General features: G+C 35.7%; 21 protein-coding genes. 11 read left to right on the top strand and 10 right to left on the bottom strand.

Going from position 1 to position 24,066, the window contains the following annotated elements:
• Positions 1 to 63: 63 nt before the first annotated feature.
• The 3 genes from J2772_RS23185 to J2772_RS23175 all read left to right on the top strand — a co-directional run bounded on the left by J2772_RS23185 (position 64) and on the right by J2772_RS23175 (position 2,686).
• Positions 64 to 789: an arylamine N-acetyltransferase family protein gene (locus J2772_RS23185; RefSeq protein ID WP_209921163.1), complete on the top strand. Its 726-nt coding sequence runs from the start codon at positions 64 to 66 to the stop codon at positions 787 to 789.
• A gap of 9 nt (positions 790 to 798) precedes the next feature.
• Entirely contained in the window at positions 799 to 1,410 is a 612-nt protein-coding gene (locus J2772_RS23180; protein WP_209921160.1) for a superoxide dismutase, read from the top strand.
• Between the two features lie 1,066 nt (positions 1,411 to 2,476).
• Positions 2,477 to 2,686 (top strand): hypothetical protein, encoded by a 210-nt coding sequence (locus tag J2772_RS23175; protein ID WP_209921157.1) that lies wholly within the window; start codon positions 2,477 to 2,479, stop codon positions 2,684 to 2,686.
• A gap of 196 nt (positions 2,687 to 2,882) precedes the next feature.
• Here the strand turns inward: J2772_RS23175 and J2772_RS23170 are convergent, their stop codons facing one another.
• The gene (locus J2772_RS23170) at positions 2,883 to 3,254 is read right to left on the bottom strand and encodes a winged helix-turn-helix transcriptional regulator (protein WP_209921154.1); all 372 of its coding nucleotides are present in this window, start codon (positions 3,252 to 3,254) and stop codon (positions 2,883 to 2,885) included.
• 110 nt (positions 3,255 to 3,364) lie between these two features.
• Between J2772_RS23170 and J2772_RS23165 the strand changes: the two genes are divergently transcribed.
• Positions 3,365 to 4,357, top strand: coding sequence for a YhdH/YhfP family quinone oxidoreductase (locus J2772_RS23165; protein ID WP_209921151.1), 993 nt, complete (start codon positions 3,365 to 3,367; stop codon positions 4,355 to 4,357).
• Between the two features lie 194 nt (positions 4,358 to 4,551).
• On the opposite strand, the gene J2772_RS23160 is transcribed toward J2772_RS23165, so the two are convergent.
• The gene (locus tag J2772_RS23160; RefSeq protein ID WP_209921148.1) at positions 4,552 to 4,956 is read right to left on the bottom strand and encodes a winged helix-turn-helix transcriptional regulator; all 405 of its coding nucleotides are present in this window, start codon (positions 4,954 to 4,956) and stop codon (positions 4,552 to 4,554) included.
• Positions 4,957 to 5,213: 257 nt separating this feature from the next.
• On the opposite strand from J2772_RS23160, the gene J2772_RS23155 reads away from it, so the two are divergent.
• Entirely contained in the window at positions 5,214 to 6,149 is a 936-nt protein-coding gene (locus J2772_RS23155; RefSeq protein ID WP_209921145.1) for an aromatic alcohol reductase, read from the top strand.
• A gap of 1,092 nt (positions 6,150 to 7,241) precedes the next feature.
• On the opposite strand, the gene J2772_RS23150 is transcribed toward J2772_RS23155, so the two are convergent.
• On the bottom strand, positions 7,242 to 7,739 hold the full coding sequence (locus tag J2772_RS23150) for a hypothetical protein (protein ID WP_209921142.1): 498 nt from the start codon (positions 7,737 to 7,739) through the stop codon (positions 7,242 to 7,244).
• 617 nt (positions 7,740 to 8,356) lie between these two features.
• Between J2772_RS23150 and J2772_RS23145 the strand changes: the two genes are divergently transcribed.
• Positions 8,357 to 9,502, top strand: coding sequence for a terpene synthase family protein (locus J2772_RS23145; protein WP_209921140.1), 1,146 nt, complete (start codon positions 8,357 to 8,359; stop codon positions 9,500 to 9,502).
• A gap of 765 nt (positions 9,503 to 10,267) precedes the next feature.
• On the opposite strand, the gene J2772_RS23140 is transcribed toward J2772_RS23145, so the two are convergent.
• Positions 10,268 to 11,044, bottom strand: coding sequence for an SOS response-associated peptidase (locus tag J2772_RS23140; RefSeq protein ID WP_209921138.1), 777 nt, complete (start codon positions 11,042 to 11,044; stop codon positions 10,268 to 10,270).
• Between the two features lie 171 nt (positions 11,045 to 11,215).
• Here J2772_RS23140 and J2772_RS23135 point away from each other — a divergent pair, with 171 nt between their 5' ends.
• Positions 11,216 to 11,518, top strand: a complete 303-nt coding sequence (locus J2772_RS23135; RefSeq protein ID WP_209921136.1) for a suppressor of fused domain protein — start codon at positions 11,216 to 11,218, stop codon at positions 11,516 to 11,518.
• 200 nt (positions 11,519 to 11,718) lie between these two features.
• Here J2772_RS23135 and J2772_RS23130 read toward each other — a convergent pair whose 3' ends face one another.
• Both J2772_RS23130 and J2772_RS23125 read right to left on the bottom strand, forming a co-directional pair.
• On the bottom strand, positions 11,719 to 11,883 hold the full coding sequence (locus tag J2772_RS23130) for a hypothetical protein (RefSeq protein WP_209921134.1): 165 nt from the start codon (positions 11,881 to 11,883) through the stop codon (positions 11,719 to 11,721).
• Positions 11,884 to 12,288: 405 nt separating this feature from the next.
• On the bottom strand, positions 12,289 to 12,645 hold the full coding sequence (locus J2772_RS23125; RefSeq protein ID WP_209921132.1) for a hypothetical protein: 357 nt from the start codon (positions 12,643 to 12,645) through the stop codon (positions 12,289 to 12,291).
• A gap of 408 nt (positions 12,646 to 13,053) precedes the next feature.
• On the opposite strand from J2772_RS23125, the gene J2772_RS23120 reads away from it, so the two are divergent.
• The 4 genes from J2772_RS23120 to J2772_RS23105 all read left to right on the top strand — a co-directional run bounded on the left by J2772_RS23120 (position 13,054) and on the right by J2772_RS23105 (position 18,036).
• Positions 13,054 to 14,934 (top strand): hypothetical protein, encoded by a 1,881-nt coding sequence (locus tag J2772_RS23120; RefSeq protein WP_209921129.1) that lies wholly within the window; start codon positions 13,054 to 13,056, stop codon positions 14,932 to 14,934.
• Positions 14,934 to 16,679 (top strand): hypothetical protein, encoded by a 1,746-nt coding sequence (locus J2772_RS23115; RefSeq protein ID WP_209921126.1) that lies wholly within the window; start codon positions 14,934 to 14,936, stop codon positions 16,677 to 16,679. The genes J2772_RS23120 and J2772_RS23115 overlap by 1 nt, the downstream gene beginning before the upstream one ends.
• Before the next feature lie 234 nt (positions 16,680 to 16,913).
• A complete protein-coding gene (locus J2772_RS23110) occupies positions 16,914 to 17,195 on the top strand; it encodes a transposase (protein WP_209921122.1) in 282 nt (93 codons plus the stop codon).
• 187 nt (positions 17,196 to 17,382) lie between these two features.
• The gene (locus J2772_RS23105) at positions 17,383 to 18,036 is read left to right on the top strand and encodes an IS3 family transposase (protein WP_410494460.1); all 654 of its coding nucleotides are present in this window, start codon (positions 17,383 to 17,385) and stop codon (positions 18,034 to 18,036) included.
• Positions 18,037 to 18,393: 357 nt separating this feature from the next.
• On the opposite strand, the gene J2772_RS23100 is transcribed toward J2772_RS23105, so the two are convergent.
• The 4 genes from J2772_RS23100 to J2772_RS23085 form a co-directional block, all read right to left on the bottom strand.
• A complete protein-coding gene (locus tag J2772_RS23100) occupies positions 18,394 to 18,648 on the bottom strand; it encodes a hypothetical protein (RefSeq protein WP_209921116.1) in 255 nt (84 codons plus the stop codon).
• A 73-nt stretch (positions 18,649 to 18,721) separates the two neighbouring features.
• On the bottom strand, positions 18,722 to 19,111 hold the full coding sequence (locus J2772_RS23095) for a hypothetical protein (RefSeq protein ID WP_209921113.1): 390 nt from the start codon (positions 19,109 to 19,111) through the stop codon (positions 18,722 to 18,724).
• A 165-nt stretch (positions 19,112 to 19,276) separates the two neighbouring features.
• Entirely contained in the window at positions 19,277 to 19,657 is a 381-nt protein-coding gene (locus tag J2772_RS23090) for an immunity 22 family protein (RefSeq protein ID WP_209921110.1), read from the bottom strand.
• 36 nt (positions 19,658 to 19,693) lie between these two features.
• A complete protein-coding gene (locus tag J2772_RS23085) occupies positions 19,694 to 24,064 on the bottom strand; it encodes a DUF6531 domain-containing protein (protein WP_209921109.1) in 4,371 nt (1,456 codons plus the stop codon).
• Positions 24,065 to 24,066: the final 2 nt, after the last annotated feature.

The raw sequence follows: 24,066 nt of genomic DNA, 5'->3' as shown, positions 1-24,066 counted from the left end.
AAAAAATCCTTTTAGGAAGAGTATTATGGAAAAAGGCTGATAGCTCTTTATCGCCCAAAACACATGCTTTTATTATTGTTAGTCTCGATGGTAAATCTGCAAATAGAACATATTTTTGAAAAATTAGTTCATCAACAGCGTGGAGGGTACTGTTATGAGCAAAATCTGCTTCTTAATTATGTATTGGAAATTATAGGGTTTCAAAAAAAAATCCTTTTAGGAAGAGTATTATGGAAAAAGGCTGATAGCTCTTTATCGCCCAAAACACATGCTTTTATTATTGTTAGTCTCGATGGTAAAGATTATTTGGTGGATACCGGTTTCGGTGTAACTACACCTTGTTTTCCTGTCCCCCTAATTAGCAATGCAAAAAATATGAATTCTAAAAGCGGGTATCGAATTGTGAGAAACGAGACTTTTTATACACTTGAATACTGGAATAAGGATTGGTTTCAAATGTACAGTTTTGAAAATGAACAAAGTAATGTACAGGATCTAGAAGTTGCCAACTGGTATATGTCAACAAATCCTCAATCGGGCTTTGTGAAAAATTTAATTATTACAAGAGGAGGTGAAAACGGAGTTTATACGCTTCAAAATAATCAATTTAAACACAGAAGCCAGGATGGTGTCGTACTCACCAAGTTATTGCAGGATCCTGAAAAATTGATTTACACTTTACGCAAGGCTTTCAATATTCAGATTGAAAAGGCAGAAACTTATGAAATTTTAATTCGTAGAATATTTGGAACAAATCAGTCAATCATCAATAATTATTCATCCATTTAATTTAAAAAAATGAAATACACATTACAACCGTTGCCTTATGAAATAAGTGCACTAGAGCCCGTTATCGATACGAAAACGATGGATATTCACTTCAATAGACACCATAAAACCTATGTAGATAATCTAAACAAAGCTTTAGATGAAATGGAAATTGAAAATCTTTCATTAGAAGAATTATTCATAAATATTTCAAAATACCCTGTTGCTGTGCGAAATAATGCAGGTGGACATTATAACCATGCAATGTTTTGGAAAAGTCTTTCACCTGTGGCCACAGAACTTTCAGAAGGTTTGTCCAAAGTCATTAACAATCAGTTTGGTAGTTTGGAAAATCTTAAAAAAGTAGTAAATGGAGCTGGATTGAAAGGTTTTGGAAGCGGTTGGGTTTGGTTGATTATCAAAGATGGTGCACTACAAATTATTTCGACACCCAACCAAGATAATCCGCTTATGGATACTGCCGAGATCAAAGGTGTTCCAATCTTGGGTATTGATGTTTGGGAACACGCTTATTATTTGAAGCATGAGAATAAAAGAGTGGATTATTTGGAAAATATTTGGAAAATCATCAACTGGAAAGAGGTTTCTTGGCGCTACCAAACTGAGTTGGACAAAATTTAGTATTGAGGTAATGCATGTAGAATAATATTAAGTTGTTATTGGCAGAAATATCCCTTGGTTTCCCTATTAAAAGCAATAAAAACGAAAAAATTAAGGAAAAGATGTTTTATAGAAAAATAATGATAACTGAATTTGGTGGCCCAGAGGTACTACAAATAGTAACGTGCAACAATTTACCGGAACCAATGTCGGGGCAAGTTAGAATTAAAGTATTGGCAGCTAGTGTTACATTTACCCTATGTACTTTTGAATGTCTTTTTCGACTGTTCTTTTGTAAAAAGTGATCCCCACAATTATTATCTAAAAAATATTTGGGTTAAAAAGCAATGTGATTTCATAGGGAATTGCAGGGTGAAAGGAGTTGCCTCAGGGAAGACAGCCTGCAATTTGCTATGTTTCGGGGGGCAGAAAGCTCTTTTTTGTGAAGGATGGCGCGCTGGAGAAAATGTGCTTTGCCAGTGGGAGGGAGGAATTTAGGGATAAGTGAAAGTAGTGATCAGAACGATATGATATTGCGTGAGGAATGGAAGCGGCATCCTTTTGCCAGGGCAAAAGATAAAGCGGACAGCGCGGTCCTGCAATCATTTACTAAAAATGAAAGTAGGGCACGTCCAATTTTACGGGACACCGATATATAGTTTGTTTTAAATATGTGCTGATAATTTCAATGTATTGTAGATGATTTTAAGTACAGAAAAAAAACTAACCCATTTTTTTCTGATTTTTTACTTGTCGTAATATTTAATATATTAACAAGCCAATCTTAATTTATGATGCATTTAAATACTGCTAAGTCAAACGTTTCCCCTACACAGATACAGTATACTGTTTTCAGTATTAGGATCAATAATATTGAGGCTGTATTGTTATACAAATATTTAAAGATACACCCGGTCGAAAAGCGCTGCATTACGGAAGGCCATTTTGCCTATACTTTTAAAGATTTCAAGCAAAAAAGAGAGTTCGATCTAATGCCGATTTAGAAACAATTGATTGCTTTGGAAGGGTATTGGAGGACCAGGATCTGAATGATCTGCTGTAAAACCTGCTTGACAAAATTTATCAATTGGCAGATATTACCGACAGGGAAGAAAACGCTATAAAAGATTTTCAGGCCTTTTATTATGCTATATGTATTGAAAAATACGCTGATGAAGATAACTACTTTAGTTTTGAAAATTATATGAAGGAGAAAAACCCGCAGAGACTATACGGAAAACCCGGTAAACCAAAGAAATCAATCTTTGGAAGAATAGTGGATTTTTTCAACCTTTAAATGTTTGATCTAATCTGTGCTAGTTAAAAATCTGGAACACTTACAATTGTCTAATGATCTAAGAGATGCCGCTAGAAAAAGCCGCCTGAAATTTATTCAACTGCGGTACTTCGGTTTATATTAACCGAAATGCTACGGCATCCTGGCAAGCAGGCACAGCAAACCAATCGTATTAAAGATAGCTATAGATAGGAAGTTATGTCTGTTGCCCGAGTCTTTTTAGCTCTTTTTCATTATCTCCCTTGAAATGTTGGAGATGCATATAACCCCATTTACGCATTTCCCGAACGATGGGATAAATACTTTCCCCGTATTCTGTCAAATAATATTCGACCCTCAAAGGAACTTCATTAAAAACCTTGCGGGTAATAATGCCATCGCTTTCCAATTCATTCAATTGTTTGGCGATTGTCCGCTCACTGATGGTGGGGAGTGTTTTTTTCATCTCAGTAAAGCGGTTCCTTTTTTTCTTGATCAGGACAATAATAGTTGTTTTGCATTTTCCTTTGATGACCTGCAGGAAAACATCCGATGGGCAGACCGTTTCAATTTTTTCTATCTCTGACATAATTTTATCGTCTGGTAATCAATAAACTATACTTTTATGCAGTATATGGCCTTTTTGTAAGTTATTGTTTATTAATAATTTAATTATCAAATTTACTAAAAATTATTCTTATGAGCAGAACATTCAGGGCCTTGATGGTGAGAGAAAGTGAAGGTGTTTACAATAACGCTGTTGAAGAGGTACCATTCAGCGAAATGGTTGAAAATGAGGTATTGATAGAAGTGGAATATTCATCCGTGAATTATAAAGATGCTTTGTCGGCTTCCGGAAACAAGGGGGTAACGAGAAAATTCCCTCATATACCGGGAATTGATGCAGCCGGAAAAGTGATTTCTTCAAAGTCAGGCTTATTCAAAGAGGGAGATTCTGTTATTGTCACGGGATATGACCTTGGGATGAATACCTGGGGTGGCTTCGGACAATATATTAGTGTTCCTGCCGCGTGGGTGATCAGATTGCCTCAGGGATTAACGTTGTTTGAAGCAATGTGTTACGGTACTGCGGGCTTAACAGCAGGTATTTCGGTACTTAACCTGATTAAATCAGGACTAACTCCGGATAAGGGGAAAATCGTAGTGAGCGGTGCTACGGGAGGCGTAGGCAGTATTTCTACCGCTATCCTTTCAAAGATCGGATATGATGGGGTCGCAATCTCCGGAAAAAATAACAATGATTATATACAGAATACACTTGGAGCATCAGAAGTGATTTCCAGGGAAGATTTTACCTCAAAATATGATGCACGGGCAATGTCAGCCACCGATTTCGCCGGAGGTATCGATTGCGTTGGCGGAAACATATTGTCCGGAATGATCAAGTCTCTCAAATATGGTGGTGCAGTAACTTGTTGCGGCAATGTGGCATCCGGGGACCTGGCTACGAGCATTTATCCCTTTATTTTGAGAGGGGTCAGATTGATTGGTATTGATTCCGTGGAGCAGCCGTTATCCTTTAAAGAGGAAATATGGAGTTGTCTTGCTGATGATTTCAAACCGGATTTTTTATCAGAAATGGTACAGGTCATTTCAATTGAAGACCTGCCGGATGCATTGGAGACAATCCTTAAAGGAGGTGCGGACAAGCGTTTTGTGGTGAAACATTAGCCAACTATATGCTCACAATCGATAATCCGATGACATTTATTTTTTCATAATTTTTTATTATTCTTCTATAGAAAAAGTCTTATAATTGTCATCTTTCGGAAGTTTAGCTGTTAAAATGTACTTTGTTGAACAACCATTGCAGCAACGAAATGGTGTTCAACAAACATTTTCAGATATGTCCATCGGCCTTTGGCCTATTTCGTATAGTTTTCTCTTGCCTGGTTCAGCTGATTGCTGTTACGGGCAATCCATAACCAAAGCGGAGTAACCTGCACCAATAAGCCACGGCCTAAAGTTGTTAATTCGTATTCGACCTTTGGCGGAACTTCGGGATGGACGGTCCGTAAAATGAGCCCGTCTCTCTCCAGTTCGCGCAGGCATTTGGTCAACATCCGTTGACTGATACCCTTAATGTGGTTCTCCAGGTTTGTAAAACGCATTTTACCGTCTATTCCCAAGGCATGGATGACAAAGAGTGACCATTTGTTGCCGACATGATTTAGTATATCATGTTTGAGCTGATCCTGTTCTTTGTTCAGTACCTTGCAAATGTCGTCCCAGGCATTTACGATTTCTTCGTCCGTCATCAGTCTTTCCATAAAGTATATTTAATGCTAATAAAGATAGATTTTTCTGATGAAAAAACTTTTGCAAAAGGAACTTTATAATAAAGATGCATTTAGAAAATAAAATTTGACCTTCATTTAAAATTAATGTGACTAAAACTCAAAAAACTAACATGGATGTAAGTAGCTCACAATGAGGTGTCTTATTGTTTTTGGGGTTTGAAGGTGGTAATTTTGCATATGAAAAAGAATTCATTAGGATAATGGATTCAAATTGTAATTATTTTAATATGGAAAATACATCAGTTTTAATTTTGGGTGCAGGTGAGTTAGGTATGCCTGTTATCCGAAATATATCAAAAAAGGCTAAAAACTATAATAACGTCACAGTAACCGTACTGCTGAGAGAAGCAACGATCAACTCTGAAGATCCGGATAAGAAAAAGAATGTTACAGAGATCCGGGAATTGGGTGTGGAATTGCTCGCGGGGGATCTGTCCGCTCCCTCTTCTGAGCTTATTGATATTTTCAGAAATTACGACGCTATTGTTTCGTGTACAGGTTATGGAACAGGCGCAGGAGGTTTTCAGCTGAAGTTGGCCAATGCGGTTATTGATGCCGGTGTCAAAAGATATTTTCCCTGGCAGTTCGGAGTGGACTTTGAAGTGATAGGGCGGGGAAGTGCGCAGGATCTTTTTGATGAGCAGCTTGATGTGAGAGAGCTTTTGAGATCACAAAGTACCACAAAATGGGTTATTATTTCCACAGGTATGTTTACCAGTTATCTTTTTGAACCGTTCTTCGGCATTTTAGATCTGGAAAATAGATCGATCAATGCTATAGGTGGATGGGATACGGCAGTTACATTGACCACACCGGATGATATTGGGCGGCTTACCGCTGAGATTTTCTTTATAGAACCACAGATCGAAAATGAGATCGTCTATATCGCCGGTGATACGATTACCTACGGAGATCTGGCTGATATTGCAGAATCATTATCAGGCCGGAAGTATGAGCGTACGCTTTCTGATATGGAAGAGATTACAAATGACCTTAAAAACGATCCTACCAATTTTATTAAAAAGTACCGTTCTATATTCGGAGTGGGAAGAGGTGTTTCCTGGCCGCTGGAGAATACCTTCAATGGCAAGAAAGGAATTCCGACAACCTCTGCCAAACAATGGGCGAAAGATAATATTGACTGGGAATCTTACAGTAGATAGCAATCAGAGTATAGATGATTAAATAATCATAATTAAAAAAAGATGACCGAAAAGGGATGATATGTACTTTTTTCGGTCATTTATTTTTATGCTGTATCGTAAAAAATGCAAAGTTATTAGACTCAGTGCTTGTTTAAACTATAAAGAACTTAAGTTTGATGCAGCTGTAAATTTTAACATCCTGAAAAATAAAATCAAACTGGTTTAGTCAAGTGTTATCCAGGGTCATTTGAAGCAGTTCAGAAAAAAGGGACTGATTACAACGAAGGTTTTTAGCTTAATTGCTGAATACATCTTTACTTTTCTCCTCGGCATTTTGGACAAGCATATACCAATAGTCGGCATTTGCAATGTAGTTTGCCGGCCACGCTTTTCTGATATCCTGTTCTTTGTCACTGCGGGGAAAGTATATTATGGATAGCTAAAAGTAGATGTTAAAAGATATGATCTTGCGTGAGAGATAGCAGCGGCATCCTTTTGTGGGCAAAAGATATAGCGGAAAGCGCGACCGATCTGTAGTAGTGGGTCTGAAGCTTAGGTCAGATCGAACACGCCACAGAATAAGGTCTGAATGATTATTGAAGAGATCAGGTGATGAATAAGTGTATAGAGAAGCCATGGATAAAAGCAGTAAAGTGGAATTTATCTGATAATTTCAATTACCGTAAACATGGGTACTATTTTTAGGAGTAAAGGAATAAAAAAAGGCAGTGGCCATCATTGGGAGATTCCTGAATGACAGCCATTGCCTAAATAAATTAGGATATTAAGGTCCTATTCGCAACCCCTAGTCATTAAAAGAGCGGGCATCCATAGGCATCTACTGGCATGCCTATCGGCGTATTAGGACATCTATCCACTGCATCTTCAACACCATCCTGATCTTCGTTGCCAGGTGCTGGAATTGCTAGATACTAGCTTTCGACAAGAGCAATCTCCTCGTTACTGCAATCATTTTCGTAATATGTAATAAGTAAATTTTTTGAAACGTTTTCTTGCATTGTAACATTCTATTCTAAGATTAAACTAGGATATTATGTAATCAGTCAAAAATAAAGACTAAGTGATTAGCTAGATTCTTGTTCACTTTTCTCACTCAATTGTTCTTCCTACGACGTACCTGCCGTAAAGAGCTGGATACATAAAATATTCTCCTGAAATCGGAGTTCCAGCAAAACGATATGCTTTCTGTAGGTTTGCAGATGTAATTGTCGATTTACATTCATCCATCTTTTCGAAATCAATGTGAATTGGAATTAAAACCTGTTTAAGTTCTTTCTGTTTTGTTTTTAGGTCTCTATAAATACTTTTGAAATCGAGTTTATCTTTAATTTCTTGCATTAAACTTACAAACTCTGGTTCGGCACTATCAGAAAAACTAAGAAATTCAACTTCGCCACTACGATCAAAAGTTACTTTCATTAGTGTAATAGTCGTAGCACACTTTTTTTGAAGTTTAGCAGGATATTTTAAGTGTGCTGCGAAGCTTGAATTGAATTTTTCGTAAGAAGGAAATTCATCGTTCTTTTGACCAAAAACAGTGCAATAGCTGAAAATTAACAGGATTGCAATTATAATTCTTATTTTCATATCGATGTTTTTAATTACATTTATTGCCTTTGTGCCCAGTTTCGTAAACGGCTAGAAGTCTGGACCGTTCATTCAAAGATGGTAATTTATTTCCAAGTTTTGCTGCTATGTTAGCCCATGTCTGGTTATTTACGCTATTTTGGAATGCTTCATATAGACCGCCCATAACAACAGAGCACGTATCTGCTACCGGCATATTATAATATGACTTAAACAGCCGAAGATCCTCAATCTGCCGGTGTTTTATTATGGAATTATTTTATATAGAAATTGCAGGCTAGAAAGACTCGCAAAATGTAGAATGCTCTTAAAACCAAAAGATATAAATAGAACAATGGGTAGTTTTTTTAATATTATTTCGACTCACCAAACTCTTACAACCAATAAATTTTCCTGTAAATAAAATCACTTTAAGATTGATAGTTTAATCCTGCACTTAGTTTTACAATTTTTGTGTTGAATATTTTTATTTCAAAACGACAAATGTCAGAATATCATTGTGTGTTTATCTAAAATTTGATATTATATTCATTAAAATAATTATTTAACATTAAGAATTTAAATTAAATTTACGTTGCACGGCTAATATAAAACTACACCATAAACCAGATAAAAATATGAGCACACCAATTAAAGAACAGTTTCCACTTCGTTATTATCTAAGAAGCTATTATGAGCCATTTCAATTTCAATGTTGCCCTCATTACAGTAAAGAACTTGCAAGGGAATTAATGGACTGGGCAACGAAAATAGGAAAATTCAAAAACGAAGCACAGGCAATCCATACGATCGGATGTGACCTGGTATACTGGACTGCTTTATGTTTTCCTTTAACAAAGGATAAAGACAAATTTATTCAGCTGAGCAACTACTTTCAGCTCTATTGTATTTTTGATGACCAGTCAGATGAACCCTGGGGAGAAGGCCAGGGTGACCCCGCAATGATCCAAAAATACTGGGACAAAAATATTGCCGTCATCGAAACATTAAGAGATGGAGCTCCATGGTTGAAAAGAATCCTGCGGGATATTGCTCTGAGAACTTCAGGCCGGCCTTATCAGCGTCTTATATTTAATTATATGAAAAAGATTTTGAAATCAGGGACTCCTTCTTTTCGCAAAAGATATATTGATCGTTTCAGGGAATATATGGAAAATGCAGCTATGCAGGGGCATATGCGTGGAAAAGAAAATGATCTTACTATAGAAGTATATAAACAATACCGTCTCACTTGTATAGCATGCATTACCAGTATATTAATGGCCGAATATCTGTATGAAATACAGTTGACCGATGATGAATACCAGCACTCTGTCATGCAAGAATTGGAAAAAGTATGTACCTGGCAGGTCACATTGACGAATGACCTTTTCTCTCTGTATAAAGAGTGCAAAGAAGGTAAACTGGAAAATGTAAACAACATTATCCCTATATTGGTTTCCGGCGGAATGTCCCTCCAGGAAGCGGCAGAGGAAACCTGCAGCCAGATTGAAACAGCATACCGGGATTTTATAAGAATCAGGGATGCCTGGTACGATGGTGATGAAGCCATATCCGATGACGCGAGAATGTTTGTAAATGCGATGGAACATTTTATGTCCGGAAATACCCAATGGCACCGAATGAGTAAAAGATACCACGGGAAGGACTTCGAAGATGTTGTTACAACTGGTATAATGGAGTGGGGCCCTGGTGGTACAATCTTTCATAAAGACGTACAGATAGGTTCAGAAGCACTTTCAACTGAAACGGTAAGAATATGATTGAAGCAAATAAAGATTTATCACTTATTTAATTTTTGAAAGACAACTGTCGCTATAAAATCCTTAAATTAATCCTACTTTCCCTTAAAAGCAATTTGCATAATAACTGTTGAGATATTTCAACCTATTTAAAATAGACATATTGTTTTTAGCACTATCCAAAAAAAACTTATGCTTTTTTCGCCCCCGATTAAAAAACGACGGTCGATATAGTACATCAGGGTAAAGTACAAAAGGTTCTTTGATCCAATTAGTGTCCTGTTCTTTCTCGATTCTGAAATCTCTTCGGTATTGCATCGGTGCTAGAGAATAATTGGTGAGCTTGTAATTTATTACGATATCATTATCGTTAACCTTGTACACTTCAGGGGCTAGGCAGATTTTTACTTGAATGCTGCCAAATTTCTATTTTCGAAATGTTTTTTTGTAGTGTCTGGTGCGCCACTCAAAGTACTAATTTTATTTGCTTTTGGTGACTAGCAGCTTAACATCATAAGTGCCAAAATCTTTAAATATTTTTGAAAATTATTATTCTTATTTTTTTCATAACATGCTTTTTAGGATGAAGGCAGGCCGACCAAATCAACCTGCTTTAATTATTTTAGTATCAGGATAAACCCTCATGAGGATAGGATTAAACTCGATTTGCTTAAATAACGGGTAGATTCTATGGAGCCCATCGTTTGTATTTTAGGAGGGATTGTCTTTTCCTAAATATACTAGCATAGTTTAAATGTTTAAATTTCTCTTGTTTCTTTTCAAAGTTTAAACCTCATAGGTCAGTTCAGGTACCTCTGCATAAACAAAAGCTTTAGTTGGGGTTCCTGTTATTTTGAAATCTTTTTCGATTGTATAAGCTTCCATATCGGAAGCATTAATTTGATAAGTTGCAAGTTCTGTAATTCTTTCCTCACTCAGATCCTGCATCATCCATTCCCAGGCAAGTTCATCAGGTAGCATGGTAGGCATCCGGTTTTTTGAATTATGAATTTGTCTCATGAGTGGATTTGCTTCGGTAGTTACGAGAGCTACTGTATCCACTGTTTCTCCTGTGTCCTTGTCAGTCCAATTTTGCCAGATTGCTGCAATGAAAAAATATTCCTTTCCCTTAAGTCCAATATGGTAAGGATATTTATCTGCTGTCTTAACCGGTTGATTGGTTTTTTTATTAAGGCGATAAATATGCCGCCACTCGTAAAATTCACTTGAAAGTATTAAGCATCTTCTTTCCAGTGCTGCTTTCCGGAACATTTTTTCACGACCAGTAGTTTCATCTATCAATAAAAGTTCTTCACCTTTGGCATTCAACGTTGTATAAGGCTGATGCCATTTGCCCTTATCATCCTTGTAGCCAAAACGCATTTTTTTTACATTTTCTCTATTTTTTACATACGAAGGAATAAAGCCCCATTCCATCTGGACGATATCGAAGTTGCATTTATCTTCTGTAGGGCGTAAAACGGCGATATTTCCGTAGTTAAAGCCTTCGTGGATATCCTGATCTAAAAAATCATAATTCATTACTGCTTTTTCGAGATCCATTAAGCGAATGAATTCGTCCCTCGATACGCGTTGTCCGTTGTAATAACACATATGATTAAGTTTTTAAATGTTTACTAATTTCCTTGCCGAATAACTCTGCTTCCTTTTGTCTTCCTTGCGGAATACTTGTCCAGATCGTACCATTCCAAGTTTTGGCCGAAGTAATTACTAATGGCGCTCTATAATCATCAAAAACAAGACGGTAAACGGGGAGATGTCATATCCTTTGATTTTACCATTACTTCAGAAACTAAAATGAATTCATTGTATTTTACTTTGCCATTTTATTTTGATGAGGATTTGCAACAGTTAGATATTGAAGAAAGATCAGTTATCTTCCCTCTAATAATTCCTGTATATTATGGAGAAGCTCAGTTGATAAGAGATAAAGGATGGAATAGTTTTGAAACATTTCTTGAAGAAAATGAAGTTGATAATCTTTGGGATTTGAACAGAGAACCTTATGTATGGTAACAAGTACGAAGCTGTTTCAATAACGTTTATAACAGTTTATAGTCATTTCGGGTATTGATTTTCAATGCCCGAAGTTTTAAAAATCATGATAAATAAAATTGAAATTTAAATGAAGCAGTAATCACAACTCACTTTGTATTAGAAAATAAATCAAGACACTATTTCTGTATTCCAAGATTATGATGGTGAGTGACAGATAACTATGATGACAATATAGAATCTTTAATGACGTCCCATTTTCTGTTTGTGGAGGTTTCTTTGGGAATTCCATCGACGGTAATTCTAACATACACTAAGCGCATCGCTCTGTTCTTGACTTTTGGGCTTTTCAAAAAGAAATTGAGCCCATAACTTTGTTCTAACATAATTAAACTTTTTAAGGGTTATTAATGTCGAACTAAAGCCTAAAGTAATCAAGTCGTTAATGTGTTTATACAGGTTGATAACTAGTTTGTTACGTTTTTTTTGTGGCACTTTTTCTTAAATTTCAAAAGTGCCACGAATGTGCCACAAACTTTATGAGTATTTTTGAAAATTATAGCAGTTGCCATAAACAAAAAAAAATCCTGCAAATCATTGATTTTGTAGGATTTATCTATTTTTTGATGCCTTTTGAAAATTTTTGTTTTCACATCTTGCCGGGAGAGAGGTACTTCAATCGAACTCTTAATACCACTTTTAACATTTTTAAATGAAATAAGAGGATAATAGTACAGGATAGGATTGCTTTAGTATTCATATTTAGAGCAATCCTAATTCTCAACTGAAATTTAATTTAGTTTGGGGTTGAAAAGCTTATCTTCTGGTTGAATTGTTATGCTTCCTTCTCGATCTATTATATTGTAAAAAGCCTCATTCTCATACATAACTTCTAATTCTCTTTTTTCCAGATCAAATTCAATAACATCACGATTCTCAAATAATTTTAAAGTCAATTCTTTTATTAAATTTTCGAATAGAATCTCATGCTCTTTTCTTACTTCTTCTGTATACATAGCCTCTGATTCAAGTATAAATAATTCAGATTGTCTGTTAAGATATTCTTCATATAAAATGTCTTCAATTATAAAACTCTTTGTATCCAAATCTAATAATGTAAAAGTCTCCAATGTATAGATTCTTTTCATACTAATCTAATTTTGCCAAGAAGTTACTAAATATTTTTAACTATAAAGTGTATAAACAGATTGCATTTGACTGAATATAAGTTTGTTCCTAATTTCTGGTTATTTTAATTGAAAATAGGAGCTTTTTTAATAAGATCAAAAAATATTCCCATTTATAGAGAATAAACTAATATAATATTTACTACCAATGCAATCCAACTATGGTGTTCTATATTATTAATTTGGTAAATTCGCTTTGACCACCTAACTAACAATTAAATCTTCAAACTGGAAAAAACGTTTGATTAAATAGTCTGTTTTGTTCTGATACCTTCACTTAATTTCTTTCTTAATAGAGATCAGAAACATGAAGATTAAAGTTGGTTTACAAACTCAAATTTTTCTTAAATTTATATTAAATTATTGTTGATGAGAAATGATATTAAAAAGTTGTTTGATTTAGTTTTCAAAGTTGATAAATTACAATTGAATGCTGTAGATATTCAGGAAGTTGAAGAATTAATTAAAGAAAATATCTTGGTTAGAGACGAAGATATTTTAAATGTTAACCTTGAAACAGATTTGATTTTTGAATACTTAATTAGTTATGCAGAAAGTATTCTGAATCTCGAACTTCCCAACGAAATTTCCGATTCACTTTTATTCTATGAAAATTTTTATGAAGAAATAAAAAGACTCAATGGAGCCCCTTTTGCAAATTCCTATAACACTATTATAGAGAAGCTAGGAGCTTTTATCCTATCTAAGCGTAATAATGATGGTAAGGAAATTACGGAATTTTTATTGGGATTAACTGATGAAAGAAGAGAACGAGAAAAACATCTCTATGATTATGAAAAGTATTATTATCATGCACAACTGAAATTAGATAGTGATAAAGAAACTATCAGTAAAGCAATACAGCATTCCAATAGTGATGAAATTCATCGCTTTTACACAGTTAAATATTCAGAAAAATTAGCAATATATAAACCGACTTTTGCAAACGAACTTGTTGAATACTGGAAAAAAGACGAATTTGATTTGCCATTCAAATACCTACAAAAAAACATTCTATCTGCTTTATATAAGCAGGACGTTAATGCTTTTAAGAATGCATTTGATGTTTTTGGAGACCATCCAAAAATTTTAATAGATTTTCTTGCAAATTTAGATTATCAGAATGATGAAGATCTTCAAATTGCAATAACAGTTGTTGAGAATACAGAACTTAAGGATAATTTATGCGGTTCTGAAATAGTCCAATTTTATGCGAAATTATTAGAAGTCAAGCCCAATTCAGAGAGTGTGAAGAATAAAGTTTTCGAGAAATTCTATGAATATTATGAAAAAGAAGATGAAAATATAAAGGGCTGGATTGATCATATATTGATTCACGGCATTGAAAATTTTGAATTAGAAAGATATGATTTTCTGCATTACATCCTAAATAAGACAAAGAATATTAGACTAATAGAGCGTTATTTTTACAATTTCAAAGATCCCAAATATTATTTTCATTTATTCCAGCTTACATATTTTAAAACAGAATTTAGGACAAACTTATCCTTGTTCGAGTATGGAATAAAACATTTTTGGAAAACTAATAAAGTAGAAACGGAGAAACATATTTTAAAATTACTTGCGAATGAAAGTATAATAATGAGAATCGGAGGAATACATTTGACATTAATGGGTGTCTTTCCGGTAAATGTTTTATCAGTTGATATAGAAATAGGGCAATTACGGATGATAGAAGCTTTTGAAAGATTCCCACATAGTATAGAAAGCTTGGTTCCTTTTTTATTGCAATTTAGAAATTCAAAGTATAAAACTGTCAGGGAAGAATCTAAATTGGCTTTGGGGCGATTAATTTTTGAGGCATATCATAAACATATGTACGATACAATTGTAAACCATTTATCCAATTCAACTGCCGATAAAAATTTAAAAAAATATTTTACCAAAGTTTTAGAAAGTTATAATGAGATGTGTGACTTTAAAGGTAAGATTAATGATCTTTCTCCTCATCAGAATGAAAGCAGTCAAATAGATCTATATTATAGGTTAGAACACGAAAGTCGTGCAAAAATGATGGAAGAAATAAAAGAAGGTAAAGGAACCTTTTTGGAACATACTGGAAAAACAACAGTCATCGTCAGAGGTAATGCCTGGAAATTAGATAGCCAGGATGAGGTAAGAGCTTTAGGAAGCCATCAGCATTCTGTTTATTTAGATGGTAGAATTTATAAAAATCCTGATTTATACGAATATATATTAAACTCTAATAAAAGTAAATACGACAATTAATGGATATAAAGCCAATCATAGTCAGAGAATATCTGGAATCTCTTACTGAAAGCGAAGAATTGGACTTGATCTTTCCAATCCTTTTAGAATCAAAAGGATTTACCATTCTATCAAAACCTAACGAATATAAGGGGTTCCCTCAATATGGGAAGGACGTTGTTGCAATAGGAAAAGATGAAGACGGAATTACAAAAAGATTTTATTTTGAGATAAAAGGTGGAGAAGACAGAGATGTAACAACTTCAACTTATCATAAAAAAGACGGAATCGTAGAATCATTAAGAGAAGCAAAACATAGAGAGTTTACTACATCACGAAAAAATTTCTATAATCTTCCATTAAAGGTAATATTGGTTCATAACGGAGAAATAAAAGCTAATATTTCCGAAACGTTTGATGGTTTTATAAAACTGGAATTTCCTGATAGCGGAAATATAGAGTTTGATAGATGGGGAATATCGGAACTTACCAAATTGTTTTCAGAAGATTTATTTGGTGTTAATCTTCTCACCAACAAAAAGAATACAAAACTATTTAACAAAGTATTGATTAATCTAAACGCTAATGACGATATTCAGAATGATTTTGAACTGCTAATCGATGAGTTATTGTTTGAAGAAGAAGCTTGGAACGGTTATAAAAGAACAGTTCCTAGACGATGGAAGCTTATTTTTGAATCGTTAAAATTAATTTCATTCATAATATATACAGAATCCAAAGAATATAATAATTTAGAAATAGCAAGAAAATATGTCTCTTTCGTTGTAATCCGATTTTGGTTTTGGATTCTAAAAAATAAACTGGAAACTGATAAAAAAATATTGTATTATTTCAATCAGGTTTTTTTCTTCTATTATAGACTTTTAGATGAGTATATTGGAAGAACCTTGCCAATAGCAAGAATGAAAGATGGTTTGTTTTCAGAAACGGGCGGACGTTATGAGCAAATAGGTTATACTGTTAGAACGTTTGATTATCTTTTTCATTTAACTTTTTTTCTTAAAACAACCATCTTGTTTGATCCAAATTTTGATAAAAAGCTTGCGCGAAATATCTTAGTAGAGGTTTTAGAAGCTAATAATGTTTCTGCTCGTCCTTTAATTGATATTCATTCTATAACTATTATAAATGTTTTAAATTTTTTCATTGCTCTTGATGATTTAGAAACAGCAAAGAAATATTTGATAGAAGTATGTGGGTATATTACCTTACGGCATAGAGATTATAAAATTTTGCCTGATGCAAATAATAGTATTTCAAATGTTATAAAGTTTACTGAATCAAGGATAAAACCTATATACTATTCAGATTCTACATCTCCTCTTCTTAACGTAATAATGGAGTATATGATAATCCTAGGAGTTGAAGATAGATTTTTCTTTATGAAAAAGTTTATCAATGATAATCAAATTGATTTAGGATTATTTATACCACATCTTAATAAATATTCTGTTTCTTTAGATTTGATAAAAGAAAAGGATCTGGATTTAGATGAGCAATTATTTTCAAAATCGGTAGATGATGGCTATCAATCGGAACTAAAAGTTTCTAAAGTTGATTATGAAAATTTTGAATTGAATGGCGATATAAGTTTTGAAGAATTCAAAGAAAAGTTATTAAATAGGAAAAATGAATTTGAGTTTGATTACAGAACCGATGTTGCAGGATATGGTTTCTTAAGAGATCTCGCCCATTTTCATTACAAAACACCATATTTTCCCGATATGTGGCGGGTAATGTTATAGATTTGCTGTTCTTTGTTGCCCAAAGCTTGTAATTTGATCCAGTCTTTTCTTAATATCTGATGCATTCTGAACGGGAGTAATTACATGTAGAATGTAAAAAGCTAAGAGACATAATATTATTACTGCAATATAAAGGACTAAATAAACCAAGGGATTTTTGAAATCAATATATAGTACTCCCCTCTATTAGGACAATTGATTAAAGTTAGAAATATAACCGTAGATTTATTGACGATGAGGAAGTTGAGCAGAAAGAAATTCAGTGCAAAATTCAAGGCAAAAGTGGCGATAGAAGCCCTTAAGGAACAGAAGACGGTTCCGGAACTGGCAATTCAGTTCGATGTTCATCCCACGCAGATCCAGGCATGGAAGAAACATTTTGTGGAAGAGGGCGGCCGATTGTTTTCGGAGAAAGCGGTTGACACGAAGGCGCAGCAAGCCGAAGAGGCTCGCCTATACGAGCAGATCGGCAAGCTTCAGATGCAGAACGACTGGTTAAAAAAAAAGTTGCAGTGAGTTTCAGTGTTTGCGATAGGCGGATGATGGTTGAGAAAGAAGAGCCGATGGGTATCAGCGAACAATGCGGTCTATTGGGAATCCACCGTTCGGGTTTCTATTACGTTCCGTCCGGGGAAAGCGGACTGAACCTGGATCTGATGGAAACGATGGATCGTTTCTTCCTTGAGCACCCGCATACGGGGGGGTGTCCATGTGTGCCCATGTGTGCCTGAGGGAGGGGCATGTGGTGAATGTGAAGCGCATACGGCGCCTGATGCGCCTTATGGGGCTCATGGCGATATATCCCTCAAAGAAGTTGAGCATACCGAGCAAAGGACATCGCAAATACCTGTACCTGCTCAGGGACATGGTGATCAACCGGAACAACCAGGTGTGGCAGACGGACATCACCTATATCCCGATGAAGAAGGGATTCATGTACATGATGGCCGTGATCGATGTCCACAGCCGGTATATCGTGCACTGGAGCATCTCTAACACCATGGATGCGCCTTGGTGTACGCGAGTAATCCGGGAAGCCTTCGAACTGTGCGGTGCGCCGGATATAGTCAATATGGACCAGGGCAGCCAATACACGGCATACGAATTCCAGGAAGCATTATCGGGCAACGGTGTGCGGATATCCATGGACGGCAAGGGAAGAGCATTGGATAATATATACATCGAGAGGTTCTGGCGCAGCCTGAAATATGAACATGTCTACCTGAAGCCTGCCATGGAGGGGCTGGAGCTTTACCGGGGATTGCAGATTTATATGGATTTTTACAATAACGGAAGGGGTCACGAATCATTGGATCACAGGACCCCGGCGGAAAGTTACACACCGGCGGCGGCATGAACAACAAAGAAAAAAGAACAAAAAAAGAAAGAAAAGGCATGGAAATGTGGAAAACCCTACGGGTTTACACACATTCCCACACCACAACAATAACAACAAGGTTGACTATTGTTCTTAAAATAAGGAGTATTGTGTCCTAACAATGGGGAGTACTTTAATATATGTGGTACCAAATAGGATTATAAAAGCAATTATTGCACAAATAACCGCTATTCCTATTGATACTTTTTTCATAAGTATAGTTGAGTGTGATAATTCAATAATAATCTTACCCTCATCATTAAAACGAAAATAAGGTTTTGCACTTCTGATTATATCCCAATGGTAATTTTGGCCTAACGTATCTTTTAGCTCATATTATTCTGGGATACTCTTATGATTTGTTTTGATACCCGACAAGATAAAAAAGAGATTTTCCTGTATGGTAGGTTCTATAAAACCTGATTTGAAGTCATCCCCGACATTGCTCAGAATACTGTTTGAATCAATGAGATATTGTATTTTCTTAAATTTCCGTTTCAAATATACATTAAAATAATACGGTCCAACAAGTACCGGAATTGCAGAAGTTAAAATTGTGGCAGCAATAGTTAACATTGTTTTAGTATCCATAAAAATTTTGTTTTAAATTATTAAAATTGTAGTCGCAATGATAATGACTAAGAATTCTGAGAGGAGATTTATATTATCCTCTTTTTTTCCATTTTAAGCTGGTATCCATTGAGCAATTCAAAAAGAAATACTCCGCTGCTATGAGTATGTTTTCAATCGAGATTACTCTGTTAGGCGAAAACAATGATTCTTCTCCTCCGATTATGATAGACATATGCTTTCTACTGGAAATCTGTTCAGTATTGAGTAGATCATAAACATCTCCTTTCGTAGAAAATGAACAAATAAAACTTTCATTGCCACCACAAACATGTAATTCAATCTTGATATCCTTTAATATTATTTCGGTAAATTCCTCTTGATCCAAGCGAATGATTAAGTCTTCCAATTGTGAAAAACGTTTGATGAAAATTGTCTCTTTTGTTACGACACCTTGATGCCATCTGTCAAAAATAATTTGCATAAAATTTGTGTTTTTATATCGATCACAAGAAATTGTATCGACTGATTTAAGAAGGTTGTAAAATTGATCAGCTCTGAAAACTAATCTAGCAAAGGTGATTCTCTCAATCAAAATTAAAGCCGACTAAGCGGCTTTAATTTATTCAAATATTTTATAATTAGGAGATTAAATCGGGAACTCACCAACATAATATAAATCATTATATTTTTTTCCAATTTCAGGTTTTGGTAACTCAGCATCTCTATAATAAAACATAGCATTTGCTTCTGTAATATTTAAGGCGTTGCATTTATCTACTATTAAGGGTATAATTTTAGAAGATGGAATTTCATCTAATATGTCCTCAAGAGATGTAGGATCTTCCTTGTAATCCAAACCTATAAAATCTTCTCCATATGATTCGCTAAAAGTTACTTCCTTGCAAAATCCACACCTTTCGAAATCTTCACCTTCTTCACTTTCATAAAAAGAGTCTAAATCAAAATACTCTTCAAATTCTTCTAAACTTTTATCTGTTTTTCCTATCCATACATGGATTAATGACATTCTATTCATTTTTTATAAATATTAAATTATGTGATCTTAATGATGAATAGACATATGATTATTATGATGTCTATTGATTATTTCCATTGCCTCAACTTTAGTTTTAGCTCTACCTAATTCATCCATCATATTAGAATGGAACCATGAACTAGCCTTGCCCGACTGGCCTTCAGGCAATTTCTTCCCAGCTGAATGTGGCCCAGTATGCAATACTCCATCACTATCAGGAACATCTGAGAACCAAACACCTTTGGTCTTAACTGTCAAAGCTTCCAATTCCGAATGTGTAAATTTCAGTTCTTTGGCTTTTTCTGCCATGGAAACTGGAAACATTTCATGATTTTTACCACCACTCATTCTCCTTAATGCGCCTTCGACAGAAGCTTTGTTACTTCTTATAGTTTCGCCTGTTGCATGATTGTCCCACCAGTCAGCAAAAGTAGTTCCCATATCTCCCCAAGGTGTTAAGCCTAGTGGATCAATCCAACAATTAGAATCCGATACATACCGGTAAAGTGCTATTCCACCCTCTAAACCTATTGGATCTTGACTTATATAGTTGCCACTTTCATTATCATAATATCGATAACGATTATAAGCCAATTTAGTCTCTACATCTACATATTGTCCCTGGTACAAAAATGGAACAAATTCATTATTCCCCTTTCTTAAAGAGCCATAGATATCCAGTTCTCTTTCCCAAACCAAAGAACCACTACTGTCATAAGCATGAGTTGGTGTACCAAGATAATCACTGATGATGCTAAATTGCTCATCACCAATTATTTTGCCACAAGGAACAAAACTTCCATCCTGATACAGCCAAGTTATTACATTTTCCGCAGATTCAGACCGCTCTTCAATGTTATTTTCTTCATTTAAGGTCATTTCTGGTGGAAAACTACCATCATATTGCCACTCATGGAGTGGAACATTACCATCCCATAACCATCGGGTTACTTTGTCTTTATGCTCTTTAGCAATACGTCTTCCCAGAGGATCATAGAAGAAATTCACTTCATTACCTTTTGGCAATATAACCTTAGTGAGCATTCCGTTTCCTTTCCATTCATATTGCCAGCCAATACCACTACCCGTAAGGTTAATACCATATTTATGTTCTATGGCTGAAGCATGTACTACTGCCTGCCCAGCACTTTTCCGGAATTCCTTGAAAATTAGGTTTCCTTCGAGATCATAATAATAATTGTAACGCAGATCTTTCAGTAGCTTTCCTCCGGGACCATAGGTCCGGTCTGTGCGATCAGGCGTTTCAAACAGATTTCCAATGGCATCTGGTGCTTTGTAAATCGTTTCGGTTTCTTTACGGTTATCATAGGCACCACTAACAAGGTTGTCCCAGGAATCATAACTAAATGTTGTACTTGCTCCCGTAATCTCATTTATTGTTTTTAGGAGTCTGTTTGCTTTTCCCCAATGGTAGCGTGTTCGGCTTTTTTCAACATTATGATTACTGATACTTCTTCCAACAACTCGTCCCAGTTGGTCACGTTCTGTGATTTGACTGATACCACCAGTGAGCTCCCTTTGTATTTCTAGCCCTGTTGAATCGTATTTCCATTGAGTTTTCCACTCACCAGATTCTATTTCTGCTAATTGTCCAAAATGGTCATACTGACTGCTGATATTGGCACCTAAAGAACTTATTACTGACAAAGTGTTATTTTCCTTATCAAATTCCTTGCTTACCCAATGCTGTCCCTGCTGTTCTTTTAGGATACGTCCATCTTTGCTCCTTTGGATCTTTAAGGTCATATCCTGATTCATTGCACCAATTAGGAATCCGTCTTTATTATATTGATATCCAGCAAAAGACAGGTCATGATGCTGTTCCTTTATGATCTTCCCGGTACCATCATAATCGTATTCCGTCCAACGGTTATCAGGTCGTATTACTTTTTTGACCCTTCCAATTGGGTCACGCTCATACTGACGATGAAGTCTGTCAAATCCCCATTCATCTGTTACATTTCCCATTCCGTCAAGAGCAAAGCGATAGGCTTCGCCTTTCTCATTACTGATACTTTTTACCTGTAGTTCGGTATCATAACCGAATCTTACCGTGCGACCGTTCTGTGTACGGCTCAGCAAAACACCTAAACTACCATACTTAAACTTCACATCATGCAGGTCATCCTTTGCATGAACAATATTGTATGAAGTATCGTACTCAAAATAATGTTCATTTCCATCAGGTTCTTTTAAATAAATAACATTACCTGCGTCATCATGCTTATAGTAAGTTAGATTCCCACGCGGATCACGCTCACGGATTACATTTCCCTGATTGTCGTAATCCCATCTACTATATGTATCGTTTGGATAGGTAATCTGAACAAGATGATTTGTGTCATCATAAAAGAAGTTTACTGTCCGATTCTTATCATCTGTGATCTTCCGAAGGAACCTCTCTTCATACTTATAAAATAATTGATTTCCACTTGGAAGCCTTTTAGATATTATCCTATTTAAGTTGTCATATTCCCATTCGATCGAAGCACCCGATGGGCTTATCACTTTTATCAGATTATGAAATTCATCATATCGGAACTGGCTCTGTTCATTGTTTTCATTTTGAATACTTTTTATCAGTCCGTTTTCCGTATAGTAATACTTTTGCACCAGACCTTCCGCATTGACAACCAGTTCAAGTTCTTGATATTGATTATATTTCTGATGGGTTACCCCACCGTTTTCATCTATAATCTTATAGATCAAGCTGCTTTCATCGTGAAAATACTCAGCAATAAAACCCAAGCTATTTTTGGTGATCGTATGCCCAGGTTTATATTCTGTAAAATATTCCAGTATTCCACCATCGCCCCATGTATGAATACATTTTGCATCATCACCTTTCCCCCTATATTCCCAATAGAAATTCTGCCCAGTCTGGTTGGTAAGCTGCACCAATAAATGTCCATCATAATAGAAATGTTTCTCTGCTCCGATAACATCTTTATTGTACACCATATTACCCAGATCATCATATTGGTATCGGATATAGGTGATTTCTCTATCATTGGCAACTGTAAACAGCCGAACAATTCGTAGGTTCTTATCACTTTCTACCTGAATGAGCCGTCCAGTACTATCTATGATTTTTTTTAAACAGCCGTTGGACCCATAATCCAATGTGATCGAAAAACCTTCGGATGTATTTATGGACGAAAGCATACGATAACCTTCAGTGCTCAATCCACCATTAAATCTATACTGTAATTTATTGGCATCAATCAGCAGGTAGCCTTTTTCGTCTCTAGTAAAGGTTAACTGTTCTTTTCGGCTAAAATACTTTTCCCCAAACTCCACCATTGGGACAACCGTCTCACGACCATCACTCAGACGTAGAGAAGCAAAGCCATTATCAAGATCATACAATCCCATATTATAGCTATGATGCCAGTTATAGCCTAAAGGCCCATTTTCTTCTGCATCGCTATAATAGGTACGCTGCCAGAGAAAAGGAATCGGGCCAGAGAGTTCAATATCTGTATTGGTAGAATATACTCTTCCTGTTGCAGCATCTACAGGTTCACCGAATAATCTACATTTAACAGGTTGTAGAACTTTCGCCAACTTGGGTTTATTCGGTTTTACATGGTCAATAAAATCCTGTAGTTTATTTCCTGCTTTTTTCCATAATTTACCCATTCCTTTCAGTCCAAGGCTCATCGCCAACTGGAAAAGGTCTATCGTTGGTGGTCCACCTGCTAGCACTGGTTTTCCGGCAGAAGTTATAATTGATAACATTGATGTGGGAGCCATTAAAGCAACCTTCGGTTTTGGCTTGGTCACGCGAAAAGGAGCCGGAATCCCGATCAGGTTACAGGAAAGAGCAAGATGGAATTGTGTAGAACAAGGCCCTCCATCTGCAAGAACCGTACTGCTTCCCAAAAACATTTCAGAACTTGCAATCGGTTTTACGATCGGGAATGGAATATGAACAAAAATTCCCGGCAAATGTTGGATTCCTGTTCCTGCATTTGCCACCCACTGCCCATGAACCTGAACTGATGGTTTCATTCCATTGACAATAGCTGTACATATTGATGCCAGATTTGTCGGTGGATCTGAACCATCAGCTGGCGGTGGCGGAGGTGGGGGCATTACGGTTGATATGGCATTCATGATCGCGCTCATAATGTCGAATACCATTCCGATATGTGGAACAGGCAATAATGGCGACGGTGGAAAGATCGTCTCATGAAAGTCTATCCCTATGGCAAGGTCAAAATACTTTGCTACTGGCATACCCGGCATTGCAGGTAATACGCTAGCCATATCCTTTTGTAAGTTGTCAAGCTTTTTCTTTGCATCACCAAAAAGTTCCCCAAAGCCCTTCCTTACGGCAGGAGGAGTCACTGCTTTTCCTATTAGATCTGACATAA

The organism is Chryseobacterium jejuense, assembly GCF_017877355.1.
Taxonomy (GTDB): domain Bacteria; phylum Bacteroidota; class Bacteroidia; order Flavobacteriales; family Weeksellaceae; genus Chryseobacterium; species Chryseobacterium jejuense_A.
This window is presented reverse-complemented; position numbering and strand designations above follow the sequence as displayed.

Bases quoted from the DNA above. Each gene is read 5' to 3' on its own strand.
- J2772_RS23185 (WP_209921163.1), top strand. From the start codon at position 64: ATGCTTTTATTATTGTTAGTCTCGATGGTAAATCTGCAAATAGAACAT.
- J2772_RS23180 (WP_209921160.1), top strand. From the start codon at position 799: ATGAAATACACATTACAACCGTTGCCTTATGAAATAAGTGCACTAGAG.
- J2772_RS23170 (WP_209921154.1), bottom strand. From the start codon at position 3,254: ATGTCAGAGATAGAAAAAATTGAAACGGTCTGCCCATCGGATGTTTTC.
- J2772_RS23165 (WP_209921151.1), top strand. From the start codon at position 3,365: ATGAGCAGAACATTCAGGGCCTTGATGGTGAGAGAAAGTGAAGGTGTT.
- J2772_RS23160 (WP_209921148.1), bottom strand. From the start codon at position 4,956: ATGGAAAGACTGATGACGGACGAAGAAATCGTAAATGCCTGGGACGAC.
- J2772_RS23155 (WP_209921145.1), top strand. From the start codon at position 5,214: ATGGAAAATACATCAGTTTTAATTTTGGGTGCAGGTGAGTTAGGTATG.
- J2772_RS23150 (WP_209921142.1), bottom strand. From the start codon at position 7,739: ATGAAAATAAGAATTATAATTGCAATCCTGTTAATTTTCAGCTATTGC.
- J2772_RS23145 (WP_209921140.1), top strand. From the start codon at position 8,357: ATGAGCACACCAATTAAAGAACAGTTTCCACTTCGTTATTATCTAAGA.
- J2772_RS23140 (WP_209921138.1), bottom strand. From the start codon at position 11,044: ATGGATCTCGAAAAAGCAGTAATGAATTATGATTTTTTAGATCAGGAT.
- J2772_RS23135 (WP_209921136.1), top strand. From the start codon at position 11,216: ATGGCGCTCTATAATCATCAAAAACAAGACGGTAAACGGGGAGATGTC.
- J2772_RS23130 (WP_209921134.1), bottom strand. From the start codon at position 11,883: ATGTTAGAACAAAGTTATGGGCTCAATTTCTTTTTGAAAAGCCCAAAA.
- J2772_RS23125 (WP_209921132.1), bottom strand. From the start codon at position 12,645: ATGAAAAGAATCTATACATTGGAGACTTTTACATTATTAGATTTGGAT.
- J2772_RS23120 (WP_209921129.1), top strand. From the start codon at position 13,054: ATGAGAAATGATATTAAAAAGTTGTTTGATTTAGTTTTCAAAGTTGAT.
- J2772_RS23115 (WP_209921126.1), top strand. From the start codon at position 14,934: ATGGATATAAAGCCAATCATAGTCAGAGAATATCTGGAATCTCTTACT.
- J2772_RS23110 (WP_209921122.1), top strand. From the start codon at position 16,914: ATGAGGAAGTTGAGCAGAAAGAAATTCAGTGCAAAATTCAAGGCAAAA.
- J2772_RS23100 (WP_209921116.1), bottom strand. From the start codon at position 18,648: ATGGATACTAAAACAATGTTAACTATTGCTGCCACAATTTTAACTTCT.
- J2772_RS23095 (WP_209921113.1), bottom strand. From the start codon at position 19,111: ATGCAAATTATTTTTGACAGATGGCATCAAGGTGTCGTAACAAAAGAG.
- J2772_RS23090 (WP_209921110.1), bottom strand. From the start codon at position 19,657: ATGTCATTAATCCATGTATGGATAGGAAAAACAGATAAAAGTTTAGAA.
- J2772_RS23085 (WP_209921109.1), bottom strand. From the start codon at position 24,064: ATGTCAGATCTAATAGGAAAAGCAGTGACTCCTCCTGCCGTAAGGAAG.